The 20,341-nt window shown below is 62.9% G+C and carries 14 protein-coding genes; 4 read left to right on the top strand and 10 right to left on the bottom strand.

The features are described 5' to 3' along the window. Positions 1–249 precede the first annotated feature (249 nt). The 3 genes from fabG to ACFW3F_RS05600 all read left to right on the top strand — a co-directional run bounded on the left by fabG (position 250) and on the right by ACFW3F_RS05600 (position 3,289). On the top strand, positions 250–1,005 hold the full coding sequence (gene fabG, locus ACFW3F_RS05610) for a 3-oxoacyl-ACP reductase FabG (RefSeq protein WP_388055147.1): 756 nt from the start codon (positions 250–252) through the stop codon (positions 1,003–1,005). 56 nt (positions 1,006–1,061) lie between these two features. Continuing rightward, positions 1,062–1,826 (top strand): SDR family NAD(P)-dependent oxidoreductase, encoded by a 765-nt coding sequence (locus tag ACFW3F_RS05605; protein WP_388055145.1) that lies wholly within the window; start codon positions 1,062–1,064, stop codon positions 1,824–1,826. A 314-nt stretch (positions 1,827–2,140) separates the two neighbouring features. Continuing rightward, on the top strand, positions 2,141–3,289 hold the full coding sequence (locus ACFW3F_RS05600) for a thiolase family protein (RefSeq protein WP_388055143.1): 1,149 nt from the start codon (positions 2,141–2,143) through the stop codon (positions 3,287–3,289). Between the two features lie 320 nt (positions 3,290–3,609). Here ACFW3F_RS05600 and fdxA read toward each other — a convergent pair whose 3' ends face one another. The 10 genes from fdxA to ACFW3F_RS05550 all read right to left on the bottom strand — a co-directional run bounded on the left by fdxA (position 3,610) and on the right by ACFW3F_RS05550 (position 19,361). Beyond that, positions 3,610–3,933 (bottom strand): ferredoxin, encoded by a 324-nt coding sequence (gene fdxA, locus ACFW3F_RS05595; protein WP_388055141.1) that lies wholly within the window; start codon positions 3,931–3,933, stop codon positions 3,610–3,612. A gap of 32 nt (positions 3,934–3,965) precedes the next feature. Continuing rightward, positions 3,966–5,309 (bottom strand): FAD-dependent oxidoreductase, encoded by a 1,344-nt coding sequence (locus ACFW3F_RS05590; protein WP_388055139.1) that lies wholly within the window; start codon positions 5,307–5,309, stop codon positions 3,966–3,968. A gap of 92 nt (positions 5,310–5,401) precedes the next feature. Next, the gene (gene glp, locus ACFW3F_RS05585; RefSeq protein ID WP_388055137.1) at positions 5,402–6,652 is read right to left on the bottom strand and encodes a gephyrin-like molybdotransferase Glp; all 1,251 of its coding nucleotides are present in this window, start codon (positions 6,650–6,652) and stop codon (positions 5,402–5,404) included. Between the two features lie 200 nt (positions 6,653–6,852). Further along, the gene (locus ACFW3F_RS05580) at positions 6,853–8,442 is read right to left on the bottom strand and encodes an AMP-binding protein (RefSeq protein ID WP_388055135.1); all 1,590 of its coding nucleotides are present in this window, start codon (positions 8,440–8,442) and stop codon (positions 6,853–6,855) included. A 69-nt stretch (positions 8,443–8,511) separates the two neighbouring features. Further along, positions 8,512–10,728 (bottom strand): molybdopterin-dependent oxidoreductase, encoded by a 2,217-nt coding sequence (locus tag ACFW3F_RS05575; protein ID WP_388055133.1) that lies wholly within the window; start codon positions 10,726–10,728, stop codon positions 8,512–8,514. A gap of 221 nt (positions 10,729–10,949) precedes the next feature. Continuing rightward, on the bottom strand, positions 10,950–12,515 hold the full coding sequence (locus tag ACFW3F_RS05570) for an AMP-binding protein (protein WP_388055131.1): 1,566 nt from the start codon (positions 12,513–12,515) through the stop codon (positions 10,950–10,952). Between the two features lie 86 nt (positions 12,516–12,601). After that, positions 12,602–13,357 (bottom strand): ABC transporter ATP-binding protein, encoded by a 756-nt coding sequence (locus ACFW3F_RS05565; protein WP_388055129.1) that lies wholly within the window; start codon positions 13,355–13,357, stop codon positions 12,602–12,604. A gap of 47 nt (positions 13,358–13,404) precedes the next feature. Beyond that, positions 13,405–16,077 (bottom strand): ATP-binding cassette domain-containing protein, encoded by a 2,673-nt coding sequence (locus ACFW3F_RS05560; protein ID WP_388055127.1) that lies wholly within the window; start codon positions 16,075–16,077, stop codon positions 13,405–13,407. Positions 16,078–16,162: 85 nt separating this feature from the next. Next, positions 16,163–17,344 (bottom strand): ABC transporter substrate-binding protein, encoded by a 1,182-nt coding sequence (locus ACFW3F_RS05555; RefSeq protein ID WP_388055125.1) that lies wholly within the window; start codon positions 17,342–17,344, stop codon positions 16,163–16,165. Positions 17,345–18,278: 934 nt separating this feature from the next. Beyond that, positions 18,279–19,361, bottom strand: a complete 1,083-nt coding sequence (locus ACFW3F_RS05550; protein WP_388055326.1) for a CaiB/BaiF CoA transferase family protein — start codon at positions 19,359–19,361, stop codon at positions 18,279–18,281. 231 nt (positions 19,362–19,592) lie between these two features. Between ACFW3F_RS05550 and ACFW3F_RS05545 the strand changes: the two genes are divergently transcribed. After that, complete coding sequence (locus ACFW3F_RS05545; protein ID WP_388055123.1) at positions 19,593–20,039, top strand: nuclear transport factor 2 family protein; 447 nt, start codon at positions 19,593–19,595, stop codon at positions 20,037–20,039. The last annotated feature ends 302 nt before the right edge of the window (positions 20,040–20,341 follow it).

Here is a 20,341-nt window from a genome sequence, read left to right as displayed (position 1 = left end):
CCAAGGGCCGCGTCACTGCATCCCGACGAGTCACAACGGACGACTGGGCAGTGAGCAGAACCATTGACCACCGCCTATTATTTTTATTGAGATTAGAATAGATTGGGGTTCGATCCGCTGCGCCGGACGGCCCCTGGTGACGTGCCCGCACGTCGAGATCCTCGCAGTGTTGCTCGGCCGCCGGCTGCTGTGAGTGCGCCGGATCACCATCGACCAACCGACATCCACTACTGAAAGCTGAGAGCCTCGATGCCTGAATTGACCACCTCCCTCAGTGATCGCACCGCGGTCATCACCGGTTCGGCTCAGGGCATCGGCCTTGAAATCGCCCGGCTTCTGGGTTCGCACGGCGCTCGGGTCGTCCTCGCAGACATGAACGGCCAGAAGGCCGAGGAGACAGCAACCCTGCTTCGAGCCGACGGCATCCAGGCCGTCCCCATCGAGTGCGATGTGACTGATGAGTCTGCGGTAGACGCTGTCGTAGACAAGGCGCAGCGTGAGTTCGACACATTGGACATCTGGGTCAACAACGCCGGCATCACCCGCGACGCGTCTCTGCGCAAGATGACGCTCGAGGACTTCCGCCTGGTGGTCGACGTCCACCTCACCGGCACCTGGCTTGGTGTGCGAGCCGCCTCGGCGGTGATGCGCGAACGTAAGGCTGGATCGATCGTCAACATCTCCTCGATATCGGGCAAGGTCGGAAACCTCGGCCAGACGAACTACTCGGCAGCGAAGGCCGGCATTGTCGGACTCACGAAGGCCGCGGCGAAGGAGCTCGCCCGCAGCAACGTTCGCGTGAATGCTGTACAGCCTGGCCTGATCCTCACGGACATGACTCGCGCGATGCCGCCGGAGGTCTTCGAACGCATGGAGGCGAGCATCCCCTTGGAACGCGCGGGGACCCCGACCGAAGTGGCCGGGGCGGTGCTCTTCCTCGCCTCCGACCTCTCGAGCTACATGACCGGCGGGGTCATCGAAGTCGCCGGCGGCCGAATGATGTGACGGCGGTCGCCCAGCGCCGGCGCCTCGCCCACCCTCAACAACTCATTAGGAGACACATGCACATTCCGCAGCTCGGCGTCTTGGTCACTGGTGGCAGCTCAGGTCTCGGACGCGCGACCGCTGAACGACTCGCGGCGCAAGGAGCACTGGTCACGATCGCGGATCTGCCGAAGTCCGATGGTGCAGCTGTCGCTGACGCGATCGGGCCGTCAGCGCGCTTCGTACCTGCCGACATCACAAACACCGAACAGGTCCGATCCGCCGTCGAGGCTGCCGGCGAACGAACGCCGTTACGTGCGGTCGTCCACTGCGCCGGCAGGGGCGGGCCCCTCCGGATCATCGAGAAGGACGGCTCGCCGGGGTCGATAGACCACTTCCGAGCCGTCCTCGAGACCAACCTCGTCGGCAGCTTCAACGTCCTCCGACTGGCTGCGGTCCACATGGGTCAGCAGGAGCCGATTGATGGAGAGCGCGGCGTCATCGTGCTCACCTCCTCGGTTGCAGCCTTCGAGGGTCAAATCGGTCAGCTCCCCTACTCCGCGTCCAAGGCCGGGGTCCACGGGATGACCCTCGTAGCAGCCCGAGACCTCGCTTCGAAGTTGATCCGAGTCTGTACCATCGCCCCCGGGTTGTTCGACACCCCGATGCTGGCCGGACTTCCCGACGCAGTTCGGGACTCCCTCGGCAAGAGTGTTCCCAACCCCTCGCGGCTCGGTGACCCGGCTGAGTACGCGGCGCTGACCCAGCACATCGTGGAAAATGCGATGCTCAACGGCGAGACGATCAGGCTCGACGGAGCGATCCGCATGGCACCGCGATGACCTCGCAGGTAAACGGTTGCGTTGACGTTGACGTCCGCGACAGGTTCATGGTCGTCACGATGGACAGGCCCGAGACACGGAACGTGCACTCACAGAACGCAAGTTGCCTGCGGAGGAAGCACACGCGGTGCACCTGGTGAGCCTGCTGGTGGATGACGGGCAAGCCGCAGCACCAAATCAGCCGTCCTTTGTCAGCCACTGGTGACGCACGAGAAGCAGTGACCGCGTTCGCAGAGAAACGCAGACCCGGGTGGACCGGCATATGACCGTTCATCCCCAAAACCCACCCCCAACCCTCTAACGAAGGACCCACCATGAGAGACGCCGTCATCGTTGACGCGCTGAGAACACCTGTCGGCAAGCGAAACGGAGGTCTGTCCGGGATTCATCCCGCCGACCTCTCCGCACAACTTCTCCGCGGCCTCGGCGAACGCAACAACCTCGACCCGGCACTGGTCGATGACGTCATCTGGGGCTGCGTATCGCAGACCGGCGAGCAGGCCGGAAACATCGGTCGCTTCGCCGTCCTGGGCGCTGGTTGGCCCGAGGAGGTTCCCGCCACGACCGTGGACCGTCAGTGCGGATCGTCGCAGCAGGCAGTCCACTTCGCCGCTGCGGGTGTGGTCTCGGGCCAGTACGACATCGCCATTGCGGGCGGAGTCGAGTCGATGTCACGGGTCCCGATGGGGTCACCGTCGAGCAACGGCCCGGGCAAGCCTTACGGCGAGCTCACCCGCGCGCGCTACGACAACGTCCGCTTCAATCAGGGCGTCAGCGCGGAAAGCATCGCCAGGAAGTGGAACCTGAGCCGAGAAGCCCTCGATCAACACGCGCTCGACTCTCACTCGAAGGCTGCTGCGGCTGTCGACGGAGGGGCATTCGAGGGCCAGATTCACCCGATCGAGACCGACGGCAACCGCATCACGACCGACGAAGGTATCCGACGGGGCGGCTCGTTGGACAAGCTCGGCGGCTTGAAGCCCGCCTTCAGTGACGACGGCGTGATCACGGCGGCGAACTCATCCCAGATCTCCGATGGCGCGTCTGCACTGCTCATCACGACATCCGAGGTGGCGGCACAGAACGGGTGGACACCGCTGGCAAGGCTGCACTCCTTCGCCCTCGCCGGCGTCGACCCGGTCACCATGCTCACGGGCCCGATCCCGGTGACGCAGAAGGTTCTCCGGAAATCCGGACTCAGCATCCATGACATCGATGCCTTCGAGGTCAACGAAGCGTTCGCCAGTGTGTCGATGGCCTGGCTCGCAGAGACAGGGGCCGATCCTGCCAAGCTCAACCCTCTCGGTGGCGCCATCGCGCTCGGACACCCACTTGGCGCCTCAGGTGGCCGGCTCATGACTACCCTGGTGCACCACCTGCACGACAATGGCCTGCGGTACGGCCTGCAAACGATGTGCGAGGGCGGCGGCATGGCGAACGCGACAATCATCGAGGCGCTCTGAGAGTTCCGCGGCCCGGCTCTGGCTGAGGCCACTCACAGTTCGTTCGCACCGCCCGGCGTCTGATCAGACGCCGGGCGGTGCCATGCGGCTGAAAGACGACCCGATGCTTGGACTGCTGGTGGGCTGTCAGACCCGGTTCGCGGTGCTTCGAAGGAACACTCGATGGCGGCGCAAATGGGGTCGGTCGCGCCATGTGGGCAGAGGCGTCGGCAACGTCCGACGAGAGCGTCGTCGTGCTCCGCTGCGCACCCTCAGCGGGCGCCTGCAGCGCGCACTTCGGCTCTCCTACATACCCATAGGCCCGGGACGAAACTCTGCGACTAGTCGGCCGTCCGCGCGGGAAGAGCTGCCACGGTGGGGTGATCGAACGCGATCGGTCCAACATCCTCGGCACCTTGAGGCGATCCCAAAGTGTCGAAGAACTGCGCATTCACGCCGATGTACTGCACGCTCTCAGGAGCGAGCTCAGCATCGAAGAAGATGGCATCCTGCGGGCACACGGGCGCGCATGCCCCGCAATCGATGCACTCGTCCGGATGTATGTACATCATCCGGTCTCCCTCATAGATGCAATCAACCGGGCACTCCTCGATGCACGACTTGTCTTTCACATCCACGCAGGCATTCGTCACGACGTAGGTCATCTCGGTCTCACTCTCATTCAGGGTTGGGCAATTCAGGCGTGTCGTGCGCGGTGTTCGCCACCGATCACGCGAAGCATGTCCTCGGCTCTGTGCAGCTTGGTGCGGGCGCGCCCCATGGACTGACCTAGTGCGACCTCAGCAGAATCCACAGCGAGCCAGTCGTCAGCGGTGACGTATCGTCGAGAGTTCTTTCGAAGAAGGTCAACGATGTCGCGTTCGCTCGATGTGGTGTCGAACGTGCGGTCGGCCGCATCTCCGAGCAACGTCTGGATGGTTTCGTTGGCATCGGACTTGTTGGTACCGATGATTCCCGTCGGCCCTCGCTTGATCCACCCTGCAACGTAAGTTCTACCCGCAGAATCTGATTCGACGCGACCGCCCGTGTTGGGGATGGTCCCCCGCGACGGGTCGAAGGGCAGACCTGCTAGAGGTGTTCCGAGGTATCCGACAGATCGGAAGACGATCTGAGCGGGAATGTGGACCATATCCCCGGCGGCCGCGGCGCGCCCGTCAGGGCCGACCACCATGCGTTCCAGACGAATCCCTTCGACGCGGTGGGTGCCGAGGATTTCGCCAGGATTGAGCCGAAAGTGCATATGGATGCGCCGAGGACGCCCCTGGGGTTTCCTCTCGGCCCACTCCTGCAAGATGTCGAAATTTCGTTGCAGGCCGGGCTGAGCGGAAATCAAGGCGCGCGTGGGCTCGTCGACATCCAGTTCGCTGGGATCCAGGATCACGTCTGCGTCGGCCAGCTCCCCTAGCTCCTTGAGCTCGACCGAGGAGAACTTGGCTTGCGCAGGGCCGCGGCGGCCAATCAAGTGGATGTCGGAAATCTGGCTCCTCGCCAGCACATCGAGCACGTGCTGCGGCATGTCGGTGTGGCGGAGTTCCGCCGGGTTCTTCGCGAGGACCCTCGAAACGTCCAGCGCGACATTGCCCATCCCGATCACCACTGCCGAACGCGCGGACAGCTCGAAAGCGTCCGGCTCAAGATCCGGGTGACCGTTGTACCAGCTCACAAAACGGCCCGCCGCAAAGCTTCCCGCCAACTTCTCACCAGGAATGCCCATCCAGCGATGTTGCGCCGTGCCCACAGCGACGACCACCGCGTCGTAATGACGATGAAGCTCCTCGAGCGTGATGTCCCGACCGATTTCGACGTTGCCGAAGAAGCGGGCCTCTTCGCGCGCCAGAATCTTGCGGAACGTCGCTACTGCGGACTTGATCTTGAGATGATCTGGTGCGACTCCGTAGCGCAGCAAGCCATATGGACATGGAAGCCGTTCGAAGACATCTACCCGCACACCCCGTTTGGTGAGCGCATCAGAGGCGAACAGCCCCGCCGGCCCGGCGCCCACCACTGCGACCGCCCTCATGACGCGCCGTTCCTCAGATGAGCCGGTCGCGGCGTGGCCACACCCATCGGGTCGACGTGTGAGCTCGGTGCGTCGGGCATGGGTGTGACCTCTCAGTTCAACAGGCTGGTGTAGGGAAGAAACCGAACTCGATCGCCCCTGCTGACGTCTCCGTCATCCTCGAGGATCTCGATCAAGCCATCGGAAGATGCGACGGCAGAGAGCATTCCGGACCCGACTGGTCGGGGAACCGTCGATTGCAGTTCGGCTGATCCGTCGGCGTGGAGATGGCCGCAGAGGAATTCGCGACGGCCCCGCGAGTGACGGTGCTCGAAATCTGCGATCACCGAGTACCTGACTGTGTCCAGCCGGGTGGCTCCTCCGAGGTGCAAGAGCATGGGACGCCCGATCAACCAGAAGGCAACAAGCGCCGACACCGGGTTCCCTGGCAAACCCACGAACGGTGTGTGACCCACCCGTCCCACGGCCAGTGGACGACCGGGCTTGATCGGCAGCTTCCAGAATGTCAGCTCACCGAGTTCCTTCACCACGTGCCGGACATGGTCCTCGTCGCCGACGGAAACACCTCCGGTCGACAGAACTACGTCGTTCTCGCCGGCAGCTCGCAGGAGGACGGAGCGAATCTCGCTGCGATTGTCGACGACGACGCCGTAGTCGGTCACCTCGGCTCCGAGAGAGCTGGACAGAGCCGTGAGCATGGGCGAGTTGGAATTTCGTACACACCCGGTGGGGAGGGTCTCTCCCTCCGACCTCAGCTCGTCACCAGTCGCCACCACCCCGACTCGCAGCCGGCGGTGAACTGTCAACGCGGTTAGTCCCATCGATGCCGCGACGCCGATATCCTGTGGCCGAAGACGGGTGCCGGCGCCCACGACCGTAACGCCCCGGCGGATGTCATCGCCGATCTGCCGACAGTTGGCGCCGACTGCGAGATGTGCGGGGAGAACGACTCCATCGCCGTCGATCTGGCAGTCCTCTTGCTTTGCAACAGTGTCGGCGCCGACCGGAATGACACCACCGGTCAGGATTCGAACTGCATGCCCGTCGCGCAGCGGTTCATCGAGAGGATGTCCGGCGGCGACGTGCCCTTGGAGCGGCAGGCGAGGCTGCGCCACTGCATCGCGATGACGGAAAGCGAAGCCATCCATCGCTGAGCTCGGATGAGCCGGCACCGGCTGGGACGCTACGAGATCATCGGCCAGCACCCGACCGAGACAGTCTGCAAGCCGCAGGATCTCACACCCTTCGGCCCGCGGGTACTCCTTGATACACGCAAGGGCAGTATCGATGGATATCGACTCGCCGACAGGCGTCGGATTCACGTCTCGCTGTGGTTCAGTCATCTGCCGGGCCCCATCGAACGCATTCTCGGTCCCCCAAGCGCGGCCACGGCATGGGAGCAGCGGGAAATTCCAATGATTTTCCCCTCCCTCTCAGCGGGCTCATCCCTATCGGCCATCTGGTCGGCAAAGCGCAGCCCCGCCATTCAAATATAATCTAGATTCTAAACCTGGCAAGGTCTGGCTGCTGCTGACTCAGCTCTTCAGGAGATCGAATCCCTGGTTACGAGGCCCTTCCGGGTGAGCCGGTAGCCCACTTCCTCTGAATCCCAGGTGGCTGCACCGTTGCCAGGCAGACGCAACTCCATTTTTCTGATCTTGCCAGTGCCCGTCCTCGGTAGCTCACCGATTTGCTCGAAGAATCGCGGAACCATGAAGTACGGCAATCTCTCCACGCAGTGATGGAACAGAGACTCAGGATCGAACGACTCGCCCTGGTGGAGGACGACCCACACCTTCACCTCATCCTCGATCTGCCCGTCGGCGCGGTGCGGGACGCACACTGCCTCGCTCACGGCGGGATGTGACCTCACCTGCTCTTCGACCTCTGCAGACGAGATGTTCTCGCCGCGACGCCGCAGGGCGTCCTTGATGCGATCGACGTAGAAGTATCGTCCGTCCTCATCCACCCGAACCATGTCACCCGAATGGAACCAGCCATTGCGCCAGGCACGCTCGGTTGCCTCCGGGTTCTTCTCATAGGCCAACATCATCGCCCCAGACCTGTCTGTGCGAACAACCATCTCGCCGGCTTGGCCCACGGGCACGTCGTTATCATGCTCGTCCACGACCCTGATCTCGAATCCCTCTCGCACGCGTCCCAGGTAGCCCGGCGTCAGATCGTCGCGCGGATCGCTCACCGTCGCGGCGGGGAACTCGCTCATCCCGAACCCGGTCACGATCTCAGGAATGTTGAACCTATCCATGAATCTCTTCGCGTCTTTCGGCACCGGGCCGGCACAGACCGACTGAAGATTGTGTTCCTTTTCCGCCGGTCGCGGATCCTGTGCCTCGAGAAAACTCACCATCGTGCTCATCAGCACACTCAGAGTCGCTCCGGTGTCGCGCGCCACTTCCCAGTAGGTCGACATCGCGGGATACTCCCGAACAGCGATCCGTGCCCCGCTGTGGAGCGCACCGCTGGACATGTACATCGCCGTGCTGTGGTACATCGGCGTATCGACCAGGAAGCAGTCGGCGTATCCACGGTTTCGCTTGGCGACGAACGGCTCGCCCCCCAGAAAACAATGCATGTAACTCTGGGGCACCAGCTTCGACGGACCGGTTGTGCCGGACGTCAGAATGAGAAACTCTGTGTCCGCGTGAGAAATCGGGCGATCAAGCGGCGGTGGCGTGTGCACGTCAGCGCCCGTACCGAGCACCCGGACGTGCACTTGCGTGTAGTCGACGGTGACCCCAGCATCGTCGATCCGAGCGCCGAGACTGTCGTCGGTGATCAAGACCGAAGGACTGGTGAGGTCGATCTGGTTGGCGAGAAGTTTGCCCTTGAAGCCTGTGTTGATCGGCACCACCACCGCACCCAAGGTAACCGCGCCCCACCATGCGCGAAGAAAATCCGACCCATTGGGAAGGAAGATGGACACGCGGTCGCCCTGCCGTACCCCGATCTGCCTCAAAACATTCGCTGCCCCGTACGCAGCTTCCACGGCATAGCGACGCGTCCACGCAGCTTCATCGGCGAAGAAGACGAACTCCTCGTCCGGCTTCGTTTGCGCGCCCTTTTCGAGCATGGTTCGAACTACGATCGAGTCAGGGTCGTCCAATGCTGTCATCGTTTCTTGCCTCTCGGTCCATTCCGACGGTGTAGTTGGTCGAAAGCTTGTCGCACATCTTGATTTTTCCTAAGAGGAGGCCAAACCGTCAGCCGCGGGCTCAAGAGGGATCATTCGCACCACTCGTACGGGGATGTCGCTCATGCGCGGTTGCCCGGTGTAGCGGTCGAAGTCCTTGTCATCTGCAATGAGTCGCCCAGGGTTGGACCCATGCTCGCGTACGTTCTCATCGTCCAGACCTGGCAAACCGCCGAAGGCGTGACTCATCGAGATCATTCCTCGCCGCAGACTCGCGTCGGCTTCCACCACTGCCACTATCGACGATCTCGGCGACTCCAGAATTGCGAGATCGCCCGATTCGAGACCAAGGTCTTCGAGGTCAGCAGGATTCATCGAGGCCGGGTTATACGGCTTTCTTCCTGACGGGATAACAAAACTCGGCGTGTTGACCACGTGCATCACCCGCCGACTGAGGAGTCGGTACGGATATGGGTCCGGGTAGTCGGAGCCGATTGCGCAGACCGCCGTCAGATTTGCGGCCAGATCAGCCATCATCTCCGGCGCACCCACGTTGAGCCGGCCCTCCCAACCGTCTGCCTTCTCCTTCACGAAGACTTCGGTGTCGGGGTACAGGCGCCCGCCCTCCACGCTCTTGACCACGTCGAAGGGGATACGCCCTCCGCCGTTGACGATGTCCAGGAGCTCTTCTTCTGTGGGCTCTCTTTCCATGTCGAGAGGAACATTCTCGCCGCCGGAGACCAGTTCGCCCAGACCGGGAGCGATCATCAACCCCACGCCGAGCCGACGCGCAAGACCATAGAGCACTTGCCAACCAGCCAGGACATCAGAGCCTTCGGGAGGCTCTACCACGGCCGGCGCGTAGGACGCGTACGACTTCTGGTATCCGAAACCGTTGGCAAACATGGCGTGCGCGTCGCCCAAGATGCTCGATGACGAGATCTCGTATGGGAGTTTGGCCGCGATCACGTAATCGGCCAGCTGGGCCGTCGGCGTCATCTGGATGTCGGTGTGGACCAGAAGCTCGAGTGAACGAAGCGCCTCAACCATCTTCATCTGATCAGGAACGCTGCTCGCCGGGTTGCCGCCGAGGCTGATCAGCCCGCGGATCTGGCCCTTTCCGGGCAACAAAATCTCGTCCGCCAGAGCTCCGGTCGGCATGCCGGCCAGCGATTCAGTCAGACCGCGGACACGCATCCTATGACCGACATCGTAGGGACGGAATGGCGGTATGGCTTGCGCTCGCGTCCTCTGCACCCTTTTCGGTGTCAGCGTGAACGAGTTGTTGATTTGCTCTCCGGCTCGCATCCAGTGCCCGCAGATCGTCGTCAGACAGAGAGCCAGGTACTCGACCAACGTCCCACGGCCACCCATGTTCGGCCCCGTGCCTACCGCCGCGTAGGCGCGACGTGAACTACTGACCAACCGCGCGGCTGCGATGAGGTCTTCCGCCTCGACACCGGCAAGTCCGGCAACTCTCTCTGGGGTGAGCTCTGACACCGCCTCACGCAGCACATCGACACCTGCAACGTTCGCAGCGAGGAAGTCCGAATCCTCCAGACCTTCGTCGAGAATGATGTGACAAAGAGCGCCGAGCACGAGCGCATCCGTCCCCGATTTCAGCTGGAGATGAATGGTTGCCCGCTTCGCCGTGTCTGTGCGCCGAGGGTCGAGCACGATCAGCTTCCCTCCGCGGGCGGAGAGGTGCTTCAGGGTGTGCCGAGGATGTCCGATCGCACCGTAGTGACTCACAAGCGGGTTGGTGCCAACCAGAACGGCCAGGTCCGGCTCGTGGCGTCCGAACCCGGGTGCGCCCCACATGCCGTGAAATCCCTTGGCTACAGCCTTGCCTGGGGAATCGATCGTGATGGAGGAGAAGGCCATGGGTGACTCGATGGCCTTCATGAAAGCCTCATACATCGACAGGTTCACGGCACTCTCGACACCGAACACCTGTCCCCAGAACATCGCAACAGCTTCTGGCTCGTGCCGATCCAATATGTCCCGCAGCCGCTCCGCGACTTCATCCAAAGCGGTTTCGGTCGAGATTCGCGCGAAGCTTCCATCCTCGAGCTTCTTGAGCGAGTGGAGTAGCCGATCGGGGTGATCGTACGCAGTCCAGTGCTCGCGCCCCTTGATGCATGAGTAGCCGGCATAGAGAGGGTCATCAGGGTCCCCCTTGATGCCAACCACTTTTCCGCTCTCGACTTGCACCTTGACGGCACATCCGTGCGCACATGTCCGGCAGAACGACGAAATTTCTTCCACGCGACCCTCAGCTCCTTTCACCGATAGCGGCACCGCCAGATGATCTCGCGATATAAAAATTAATCATAAATAGAATATGTGCTCGGCTTCTGGGAAAGCAAGCCCCAGCCTCGACCTTTCTTCCGATATGCCTGTGCCTGTCTGATGGTCGGTGGCCGTATTGGCTGGTGCTGATGATCAGCCTCTGTGCGGCGGATGGACGGGGACGCCGTCCATCGACGTCAGACGCGGACCAGACCGCTGCGGCCGAGCTTGAACCCGGCCTTCTCCCGGCTCCACGTGCGGCTGCTGTTGCCACGATTGCGGAGCTCATACTTCTTGACACGCAGCGATGGGGTCTTCGGGAGAGCGTCGGTCAACTCGAGGTACGTCGGCACCATGAAGTGCGCCATGCGCTCGACACAGTGGAGAAACAGAGCGTCGAGGTCGACCGTGTGCCCCTCCTCGGCTACCAACCAGACCTTGACCTCATCGTCAGCCAGGCCGGGTTCCTGGAAACCGACGCACGCGGCCTCCGCCACACCGGGGAAGGAAAGCACCTCGGTCTCTACCTCGAACGAGCTCACGTTCTCTCCGCGTCGGCGGAGCGCGTCTTTGCTGCGATCGATGAAGAAGTAGTTCCCGACCTCGTCACACCGGAACAGGTCACCGGTGTGGAACCAGCCATTGCGATTGGCCGATGCCTGGGCCGCCGGATTGTTCACGTACCCGGACATCATCATCCACGGATGCTCGGCGCGCACAATGGCTTCACCGACCTCTCCTTGACTCACTTCACGATCCCACTCATCGACGAGCCTCACCTCGAAGCCCTCACGGACTCGCCCGCAGTAACCTGAAACAAGTGGCTGCCCGGGCGTCCGGAGAAACCATCCACCCACCTCGGTTGATCCACATGCGGTGACGATTTCCGGGATGTTGAACCGCTTCTGGAACCCGGCGACGTCGGCGGGCAGGGGTGAGGTGATCAGCGCGCGCAAGGAGTGCTGGGTGTCGGCTGGCCGCGGGGGGCGTGAATACAAGTAGGGGACCATCGAGCTCACGACGAACCCCATCGTGGCGCCGGCATCTCGAGCCACCTCCCAGTACTCGTTGAGGTTGGGCGCCGATCTGATCGCGAATCGAACCCGCGTCGCGAGCCCAGCTGTGGCCTGGTAGAGCGCAGCTCCATGGAACAGCGGGAGATCGAGCAGCACGATATCCGCGCTGGTGGCCCCCCAGGTCTCGGTGAAGTAGGCACCACCGACAAAACTTGCCCGGTAGGAGATCTCGGCCAGTTTCGACGGACCGGTCGTACCGGAGGTGAGCAGAAGCAGGTGAGGGTCCCACAGTTCGATCTCACGCGACAACTCAGGCGCCGTGGTCGCCCTTGCTTCGAGTGCTTCAGGACGGAGCTTCGCCGTGCCGGCACCGAGGGGCGAGCTTGCGATCTGGTCATCGAACTCCTCCCGCGCAACGATCAGCTGCGGGGCACTCAGGCCCAGCAGATGTTCCAGGATTGAGCCGCGGTACGACAGGTTCACAGGCACGACGGTCGCTCCCAACATCGCCGCGCCCCACCAGGCCCTCAGAAAGTCCGGGCCGTTCGGCAGGAAGATGGCCACTCTGCTCCCCTGCTGAACTCCGGCGGCGGCGAATGCCTGAGCAGCGCCGTAGGCGATCTCCAGGCCGTCCTGGCGCGTCCACTCCGACCCGTCCTCGAACATCACGAATACTTCGTCAGGGCTTTCACGAGCGTTCCGCTGGAGAAGATCCCTGACCACCACATCATCGATATTGCTGGGCATAACCGTCCTTCGTGTTGAGTGTGAACTTCAGGAATGGCCTGGTGCGCCAACCCTTTACGCGTGGGCGCCCGCACCGGACGAGCACGTCAGGTAGATGCGTCGCCGCTGTGCAGGTACGCCTCTTCGAGAGCCTCGCTCCCATCGCGCGACTGCCCCTCGCTGACCACCGTTCCGCTTCGCAACAGGTACCAACGGTCGGTGTATTCGAGCGCGCGCCGCGCTTGCTGCTCGACGAGGAGCACCGCGAGGCCGCGCGACGTTGTCGCGTCGCGTAAAGCAGTGAGGAGCCTGTCGACGATGAGCGGAGCCAATCCGAGCGAGAGCTCGTCGATGAGAATGAGCGAGGGCTTCGATGCGAACGCACGAGCGAGCGCGACCATCTGTTTCTCCCCACCCGACAGCAGACCACCCGTGCGGTTGAGCAGAGGCACCAGTTCCGGGAACGCCTCGACTGCCGGCGCGACTCCTCCACGTCCGAGCTCGAGGTTCTGTTTGGTCGTGAGGTCCGAGATCACCGACTGTTGCTCGGGTACGAACGCGATGCCCTCACGGGCGAGCTTGTGTAGAGGTTTCGAGGTCGTTTGCCCGTTGTAATAGACCTTGCCGCCCATGTGCGGGAGCTCGCCGACACTGGCCAGCAGCGTCGTGGACTTGCCGGCGCCGTTCGGTCCGAAGAGCGCTACCATTTCGCCGGCGTTCACCACGAGCGACACGTCTCGAACGGCAGCGAGGTCGCCGTAGCCCGACGTCAGGCCCTCGAGCCGAAGGACCTCCTGGGATCCAGACGGCCCGGTCCTGACGGCGGAAGACTTCGTCTCCGGTGCGAGGCCGTGTGCGGTCATACGAAGTTCTCCTTGGGTTGGGATGATGCCGCTAGCAGATGGGGGCGTCACGCCGGTGCCCCCAGATAGGCATCGATGACGGCGGGGTCGCGTCGAACTTCTTCAGGAGTCCCTGACATGATCACGGCGCCCGATTGAAGGACGGTCACTCGATCGCAGAGCCGGAGGACGAGGTCGACGTTGTGCTCGACAAGCAGGACTCCGATGCCCCACTCCCTGGCGAGAACGGTGATGAGCTCGGCGAGCTCCTGCGCTTCGACATCGCCCAGCCCGGCGGCTGGTTCGTCCAGCAACAGAACTGACGGCGTTCCTGCCACCGATCGCGCAATCGCCACCGCCTTGCGGTGTCCGAATGACGTGCTCTCGGGATGCTCGTCGATGAGATCGATGAGCTGGAAGCGGCGCACGGCTTCCCACGCAGCGGGGCTGAGGCGAATGTCGCCGGGCAGCACCAGATCCCCTAGGTAGCGCAATATGCTTGGTCGTTCGCAGGCGACTGCCAAGTTCTCCCTGATGGTGAGACCGACGAACAGCTCGAGGCTCTGGAACGACCGCGCGATTCCCTCGCGGTTCCGTCGCCTTGCCGACATGCGTGACACCTCGACATCACCGATCCGTACGGAGTCCGAGGTCGATCTGACGAGGCCGGTGATCCCGTCGATCAGCGTGGTCTTGCCGGCACCGTTCGGTCCGATGAGGCCGTGGATCTCGCCCGGGCGGATGTCCAGCGACACATTGCGCACCGCCTGCACACCTCCGAACGAAATGGAGAGATTTTCCACGGTGAGCGCTCGTGCAGGTACACGGACCGGATCAGGATCTGGAGGCGCCTGCCTCTTCGGAGGCTTGGCGGGCGACAGGTGGAGAAGCTTCCTCCACGGAACGTGTGTCAACGACTGGCGGTTGAGCTCGAACAGGCCGTCAGGAGCCACGATGAGGGTGGCGAGCAGGATGACGCCGCCGATCAACGGCAGGTAGGTGTTGACGCTGGGCCACGATTCGAAGAGCATTCCGACGATCCCGCCGGACAACATCAGTGAACCCAGGAGGGCGCCGGGGACGTTGCCGACACCGCCCACGACGACCACGCCCACGATGCTGATGCTGAGGAACAACGTGAACCCGACCATGTTGACCGACGTCTGACCGAAAGCGAGCAATGTCCCACCGACCGAGGCGATGGCCGCGCTGAGCGCAAAGGCATACGACTTCACTGCGGGGACGTTGACCCCCAGCGAGGCGGCAGCGCGCTCGTTCGAGCGCACAGCCAGCAACCGTCGGCCGGTGCGGCCGCGACGGAGATTGACCACAGCCAGGGCCACCAGTACAAGCACTCCGAAAACGACTGTCGCGTAACGCGCTGGATAGAAGAAGGGATCGATATCGAGCCCGAAGAGCGAGGGGACCGGGACCGATAGCCCTTCCAATCCCCCGGCAAGGTCTTGGTTGCGGAGCAGTAGATCGGTGATGACGCCGCCGAGGCCAAGCGTCACGACGGCCAGCGTGATTCCCCGAATTCTCAGTGCCGGAATGCTGATGACGAGCCCGACAAGTGCCGTGACGATCGCCGCCCCCGGAACGGCGAGGATGAACGGGACCCCATGAATCGTCAGGCGTGCCGCAATCAGCGCTCCCACACCTGCCAGCGAAGCCTGAGCCAACGAGAGCTGCCCGGTGAAGCCGGTGATGACGACGACGGACAGGCAGACGATCGCCAACGCCAATGTGTGAATCGCCGCCGTGGCCCAGTCGGCACTCATCGTGAAGACGACCCAACCCACGAGCACCACCAAGGGGATGACCACCAGCGGACGAACCCGGCCCGACCCTACGGCCGGCGGACGATCCAGTACAAAACTCCGCAACGGTAGTGCTCGACCGCTGATCACGAGGACTGCGACGACGACCAGGAAGGGCGCCGCCGTCGTCCAGCCCGGCTGGCCGACGTATCGCTGGATGAGGGACTGCGCGATTCCGAGGGCGATCGCGGCAGCGAACGTGACGGGGAAGGAGACAAAGCGTCCGATCAGGGCGGCGGACATCGCAGGAATGATCAGAAGAACCAGCGCAGTCGGTTCAAGGAAGATGAGAGGCGAGATCAACACGCCGACCAGCCCCGCGAGCGCGCCGCTCAGAGCCCAATTGATCGCTGCCACTTTGTCGGGAGAGTGACCGAAGCTCGACGCCGCCAATTGATTCTCCGCGACTGCTGTCGTGACCCGGCCGAAGCTCGAGTTCCGATAACCGAAGTACAACGCAGCACTCACGACGAGGCATAAGACGATGATGATGAGCCGGTCGAGACTCAGCACGAGCTCGTCGGAGAAGAAGGTCACCGAGCGCGTGGGAAACAACGACGGCACCCGGAGCGGGTCGAACCCGTAGCGAACATAAGCGAAGCTCTGAATGACGATGAGCACGCCCAATGTGGCAATGACACGCTGGAGAGCTGAGGCGTGCCGCATGGGCCGCATGATCCCGTAGTGGATCGAGAAACTCAGAAGCGAGCAAAAAGCCACGGCCACAACAAGACCCAAGTACTTGGGAAGCTCGGCTCTTACGGCCACCTCATAGTAGGCGAATCCACCCGCGAGTGCGATCGCCCCTTGCGCGAAGTTCAGCAGCCCCGACCCGCGGTACACGAGGACCAGGCCCTGCGACAAAAGGGCGATCAGCCCTCCGCTGGCGATTCCGAAAATCGTGAATCGAAGGATCTCCATCAGGTCTTGCTCCTACTAGAAGTCGTTCTGGCTGACGGTTGCAGCACATGGAGAGCGCTCGGCGAGCCGAGCGCCACACCACGATCTATTTCTGGCCGGAAAGCGTCTCGAACGGATCGAAGAAATCGCCTGTGGACGTGATCGTGCCGTCTTTGACGGTCAACGCCTTGATGTCGTGATTGAACATCTGAGGGAAGTCCGGGAGCGGCGAGGTGTTGCCCTGGACCACATACGGGGGCATGACTCCGCCCATGTAGATAGGCGTCGAGAGGTTGGTGAACGTGTCGAGCACCTTCTCCGCATCAATGTCCTCGACATCGGCCATTGCCTTGGCGAACAGCTGGACGGCGGCCCATCCAGCGACAATGGTCTCGTCGGGAACGGCCTCCGGCTTGGACTTCTTCAATTCGTCCACGAAGCGCGCGGTCTCGGGATCCTCGGTGTCATCCACGGCGCCGAAGTGCGACGACAGCAACACGCCTTCCACATCCTTGCCGGATGCCTTGAGGTTCTCCGGGGACAGCGTCGATGACAGGTGGGCGATCGAGCCGGTGTAGCCGGTTCGCCGAACAGCCTGCAGCGCCTTCGGATAGTTGTTGGTCGTGATGGCCATGGCGAGACCATCAGCACCAGCCGTCGCCTTGGCGGCCGATGCCGCATAGGTAGGGTCGGCCGCCGGGTCGACAATCACCACGTTCACCGTCTTCAGGCTGGCCGCAGCCACCGCTTCCTGCAGCACGGAGGCTGCATACTGCGATGAAGGATTGTCGTCCACAAGGATCGAGATCTTCGACGATCCCGCATTCACGAGCGCAGCGATCGTTCCGTACGACCAGCCAACCTGACCGGAGGTCGACGGAAACGAGTTGCTGCTCTGCAAGTCGGCCGCGACGATGCCGCGGCCACCGATCATCGCCACGCCGGCCTTCTCGGCCAAGGCGTGTGCCCGACCCGTCTGGTCGACCATCAAGAGGGGGGCGACGATGGCAGCGACGCCATCATCCAGCAGTTCGCGGGTGCAGGAGAGTTCCTTGTTGGCATCGAAGGCGGAATCGCAGGTCTTGAGCTTCAGCTTCTGACCGTTGACTCCACCCTTGGCGTTGATCGCCTCGACCGCGGCCTCAACGCCGTCTCGCTGCCGCGTGTTGCTGTACACCGCACTCGTGAGCGGCTGAATCGTGCCGAGAAGAATTTCGCCGGAGGAGGACCCCTCACTCCCGCCATCACCACCGCCGCACCCGGTGAGGCCGCCCAACGCAAGAGCCACGAGCGGGACTGCTGCGAGAACTCTTGAACCTCTACTGAAAATAGCCACCAGTGCTCCTCGTCGCTCGACAAGCGTCTCGCGAATAGATGTGATCGAACTCACGCCTCCGGGCGCGGACGAAATCTAACAAGGATTCGATTGAGCGTCAACACCCGGGCCAGACCTCGCCGGTCGCGTCGCCGACGCGTTTGACGCGACACCTGGCGACGCCCGAGCACGTCAGACACGAGGCATCGGCGGCCGGCGGTCTCGTCATCCGAGAGCAGCCGAGAAGGCCCCGGCTGATGTCCGGGTGCAGGAATCTGTTGCCGTGGAGGGCTATCCGGATCTCGCGACTGATGCGCTCGACGTGGCTACTGACCCGTGTGGGGTCCATGGGCCCGAATGATGTCGATGACGAAGAAGGCCCGACTCGAGGGGTGACAGTCGTGAGCCGGACCCTCCTGATCACGTTGTCTCTGGAGCCATCGCGGGGCGAGACAAACTCAGTCACCCTAACGTGGGTTAGAAGCCACTGGCTCCGGCCGCCCTCGTGCGAGTTCGGGTCGGGGCGACCACAGGCCGAGGTTGACACGGTCAGAGCGTCATCGGCGCAGGACACGGCGCGGACGGGTGCTCGCGAAGCTCCTGCGCTCTTCGCATCCGCTGGGGGCGCGCCGACTACGCGGGACCGGATCGCCTCGAGAATTCACATGACGTGGCTCGGCCGGTGCAGCACTCCGGGGCCACGAGAAAGCCTCAACTCGAAGTCGGTGGCGGCGAACCCCAGCTCCTCGGCTATGTGAGAGGCGGGACGGCCCCTCATGTAGGTGTCTGGCGACCAGCAGGAACGATCGTGGGAATCAACGAGGGTGTACAACGAGGCACCGGGACGCATCAACGCACAGCGACCAACGGGCGATCGGACGGTTCCGGCGGTTGGCCGACTCCAGGACTACTCAGCCTGGTCTAGGAGTTCAGCCAGGATTTCGTCGGAATGCTGTCCGGGTGCCGGGGGCGGAGAACTGAGCTCCGTCGGCGTCCGGGAAAATCTGGGGGCCGGGGCTGCCTGGAGGCGGCCGTCCCGTTTGACCAGCGTCCCGCGAGCGGCCAGTTGCGGATGATGCTCGGCGTCGAGCAGGCTCCGCACCGAGGACGTGCAGGCCATCGAGCCGTCGAAAACGTCCTCCCACTCTTTGAGTGTTCGAGACGCGAAGATCGCACTGATGCGATCGCGGAGCGCCGGCCATTCCTCGCGGGTGTTCTGCAGTTTCGGATCAACATCCAGCTCTAGCCGACCGAGCAGATCCCGATAGAACTGCGGCTCGATCGCACCCACGGCCATGTACTTGCCATCCGCGGTCGCGTAGACGTTGTAATGCGGCGCGGCGCCATCCAGGACATTCTCACCGCGTTCTGGAACCCAGGACCCCGCGGCCATCATCGCGTGAGTACCAGTGAGCAGGTGTGCGGCCCCGTCCGCTATCGCCGCGTCAACCACCTGTCCGACTCCACTTGCTGCAACCTCCAGCAGGGCAGCGAGGACACCGGTCACGAGGTACATGCCTCCTCCGCCGTAGTCTCCCACCAGGTTCAGCGGAATCGTGGGAGCTTCACCAGCACGACCGATGGCGTCGAGCGCACCGGTGACAGCGATGTAGTTGATGTCGTGACCGACGTGCTGGGCCCACGGCCCGTCCTGACCCCAACCTGTCATGCGCCCGTATACGAGCCGCGGGTTGCGCTCCAGGCACGTCTCGGGCCCGAGGCCCAGCCGTTCAACGACGCCGGGCCGGAACCCCTCGACTACCACGTCCGCCCCGTCGATGAGTCGAAGCGCAGTCTCGACATCGTCCGGCGACTTGAGATCCAGCTCGATGGACCGCTTGCCTCGGTTGAGCAGGTCGTCGCGGGGATCGCCGGGAAACGCACTCTGCCCGTCGCGTCGGTCGATGCGGATGACGTCGGCGCCCATGTCGGCCAGGGTCATCGTTGCAAACGGCCCCGGTCCGATGCCACCGATCTCCACGACCTTCACATCGCGTAGCGGCCCGACTCGCGCCGCTCGCTCATTCACATTGTCCACCGCGCTACTCCCGGATTTCTTATTCCTGGTTAGATATATTCAACGTAGCACGATCCTGTGTCACACCATGCCGGGCCGCGATCTCGACGTTGCCCACATGACCATGAAGGAGCCGCACATGCAGCATTCGCACCTACGAACGAGCAACCAGCAAGGCATCGGCGATCCGACGAAAGGTTTGATGTGAGCAGCAACGAAGACCAGCTCAGAGGCTATTTCCACGCCTACCAGCATGGTGACGTCGACGCGTCTTTGGAGTACATGACCGACGACGTCGTCTACATCGACCATGCAATGGGTTTCCGGGCCACCAACAAGACCTACCTCCGCCGAGCCTGGAACCGATATTTCGAAGTTGCATCAAACGATGACCATTCGTCCGAAGTGCATTCGCTGCACCTCACGCCCACTGGTGAGTACTTCGTCGAGTGGACCGAGCGAAACCGCCTGGACCGCGATTGGGCCTTCCTGCGGGCCACTGGCACTCCCTATGCAGTCCGGGGTGTCTCCATCGGCCTCATCAAGGACGGCCTCATAGTTCACAACGCTGATTACTATGACCTCACGAGCATTCTGAGGCAGTCCGGTATCGACGAGGTTCCGAAGTCGATTCCGACACTGGAGCTTTGACAGCCCGATCACGGTAGATGCGTTCAGCCGGTCGCCGCGCCCGGAACTCCTCCGGCGCGGCGGCCGCTGAGCGCAAGGGCGACGAGCAGCCCGGTGTATCTCACACCCATGTCGCCGGGTTTGCCCCGAGCGATACGTCGTTCCCGCTCGTCGTGATGGGCTGACGTTCGCCCGCCAACCCCCAGTCGCCGGCTAAGCCCGGCAAGGACTTTTGGATCTGCGGCGCTATTCTCCTCGCCTGAATTCATGTTCGATTGTTTCTGATCCCGAACCACCGCCCGTGTCACGATGTGATCCAGAGG

Source organism: Gordonia sp. NPDC058843 (genome assembly GCF_042743165.1).
Classification (GTDB): domain Bacteria; phylum Actinomycetota; class Actinomycetes; order Mycobacteriales; family Mycobacteriaceae; genus Gordonia.
This window is presented reverse-complemented; position numbering and strand designations above follow the sequence as displayed.

Excerpts from the sequence above, each read along its gene's own strand:
- fabG (WP_388055147.1), top strand. The coding sequence starts at position 250 with ATGCCTGAATTGACCACCTCCCTCAGTGATCGCACCGCGGTCATCACC.
- ACFW3F_RS05605 (WP_388055145.1), top strand. The coding sequence starts at position 1,062 with ATGCACATTCCGCAGCTCGGCGTCTTGGTCACTGGTGGCAGCTCAGGT.
- ACFW3F_RS05600 (WP_388055143.1), top strand. The coding sequence starts at position 2,141 with ATGAGAGACGCCGTCATCGTTGACGCGCTGAGAACACCTGTCGGCAAG.
- fdxA (WP_388055141.1), bottom strand. The coding sequence starts at position 3,933 with ATGACCTACGTCGTGACGAATGCCTGCGTGGATGTGAAAGACAAGTCG.
- ACFW3F_RS05590 (WP_388055139.1), bottom strand. The coding sequence starts at position 5,309 with ATGAGGGCGGTCGCAGTGGTGGGCGCCGGGCCGGCGGGGCTGTTCGCC.
- glp (WP_388055137.1), bottom strand. The coding sequence starts at position 6,652 with ATGACTGAACCACAGCGAGACGTGAATCCGACGCCTGTCGGCGAGTCG.
- ACFW3F_RS05580 (WP_388055135.1), bottom strand. The coding sequence starts at position 8,442 with ATGACAGCATTGGACGACCCTGACTCGATCGTAGTTCGAACCATGCTC.
- ACFW3F_RS05570 (WP_388055131.1), bottom strand. The coding sequence starts at position 12,515 with ATGCCCAGCAATATCGATGATGTGGTGGTCAGGGATCTTCTCCAGCGG.
- ACFW3F_RS05565 (WP_388055129.1), bottom strand. The coding sequence starts at position 13,357 with ATGACCGCACACGGCCTCGCACCGGAGACGAAGTCTTCCGCCGTCAGG.
- ACFW3F_RS05560 (WP_388055127.1), bottom strand. The coding sequence starts at position 16,077 with ATGGAGATCCTTCGATTCACGATTTTCGGAATCGCCAGCGGAGGGCTG.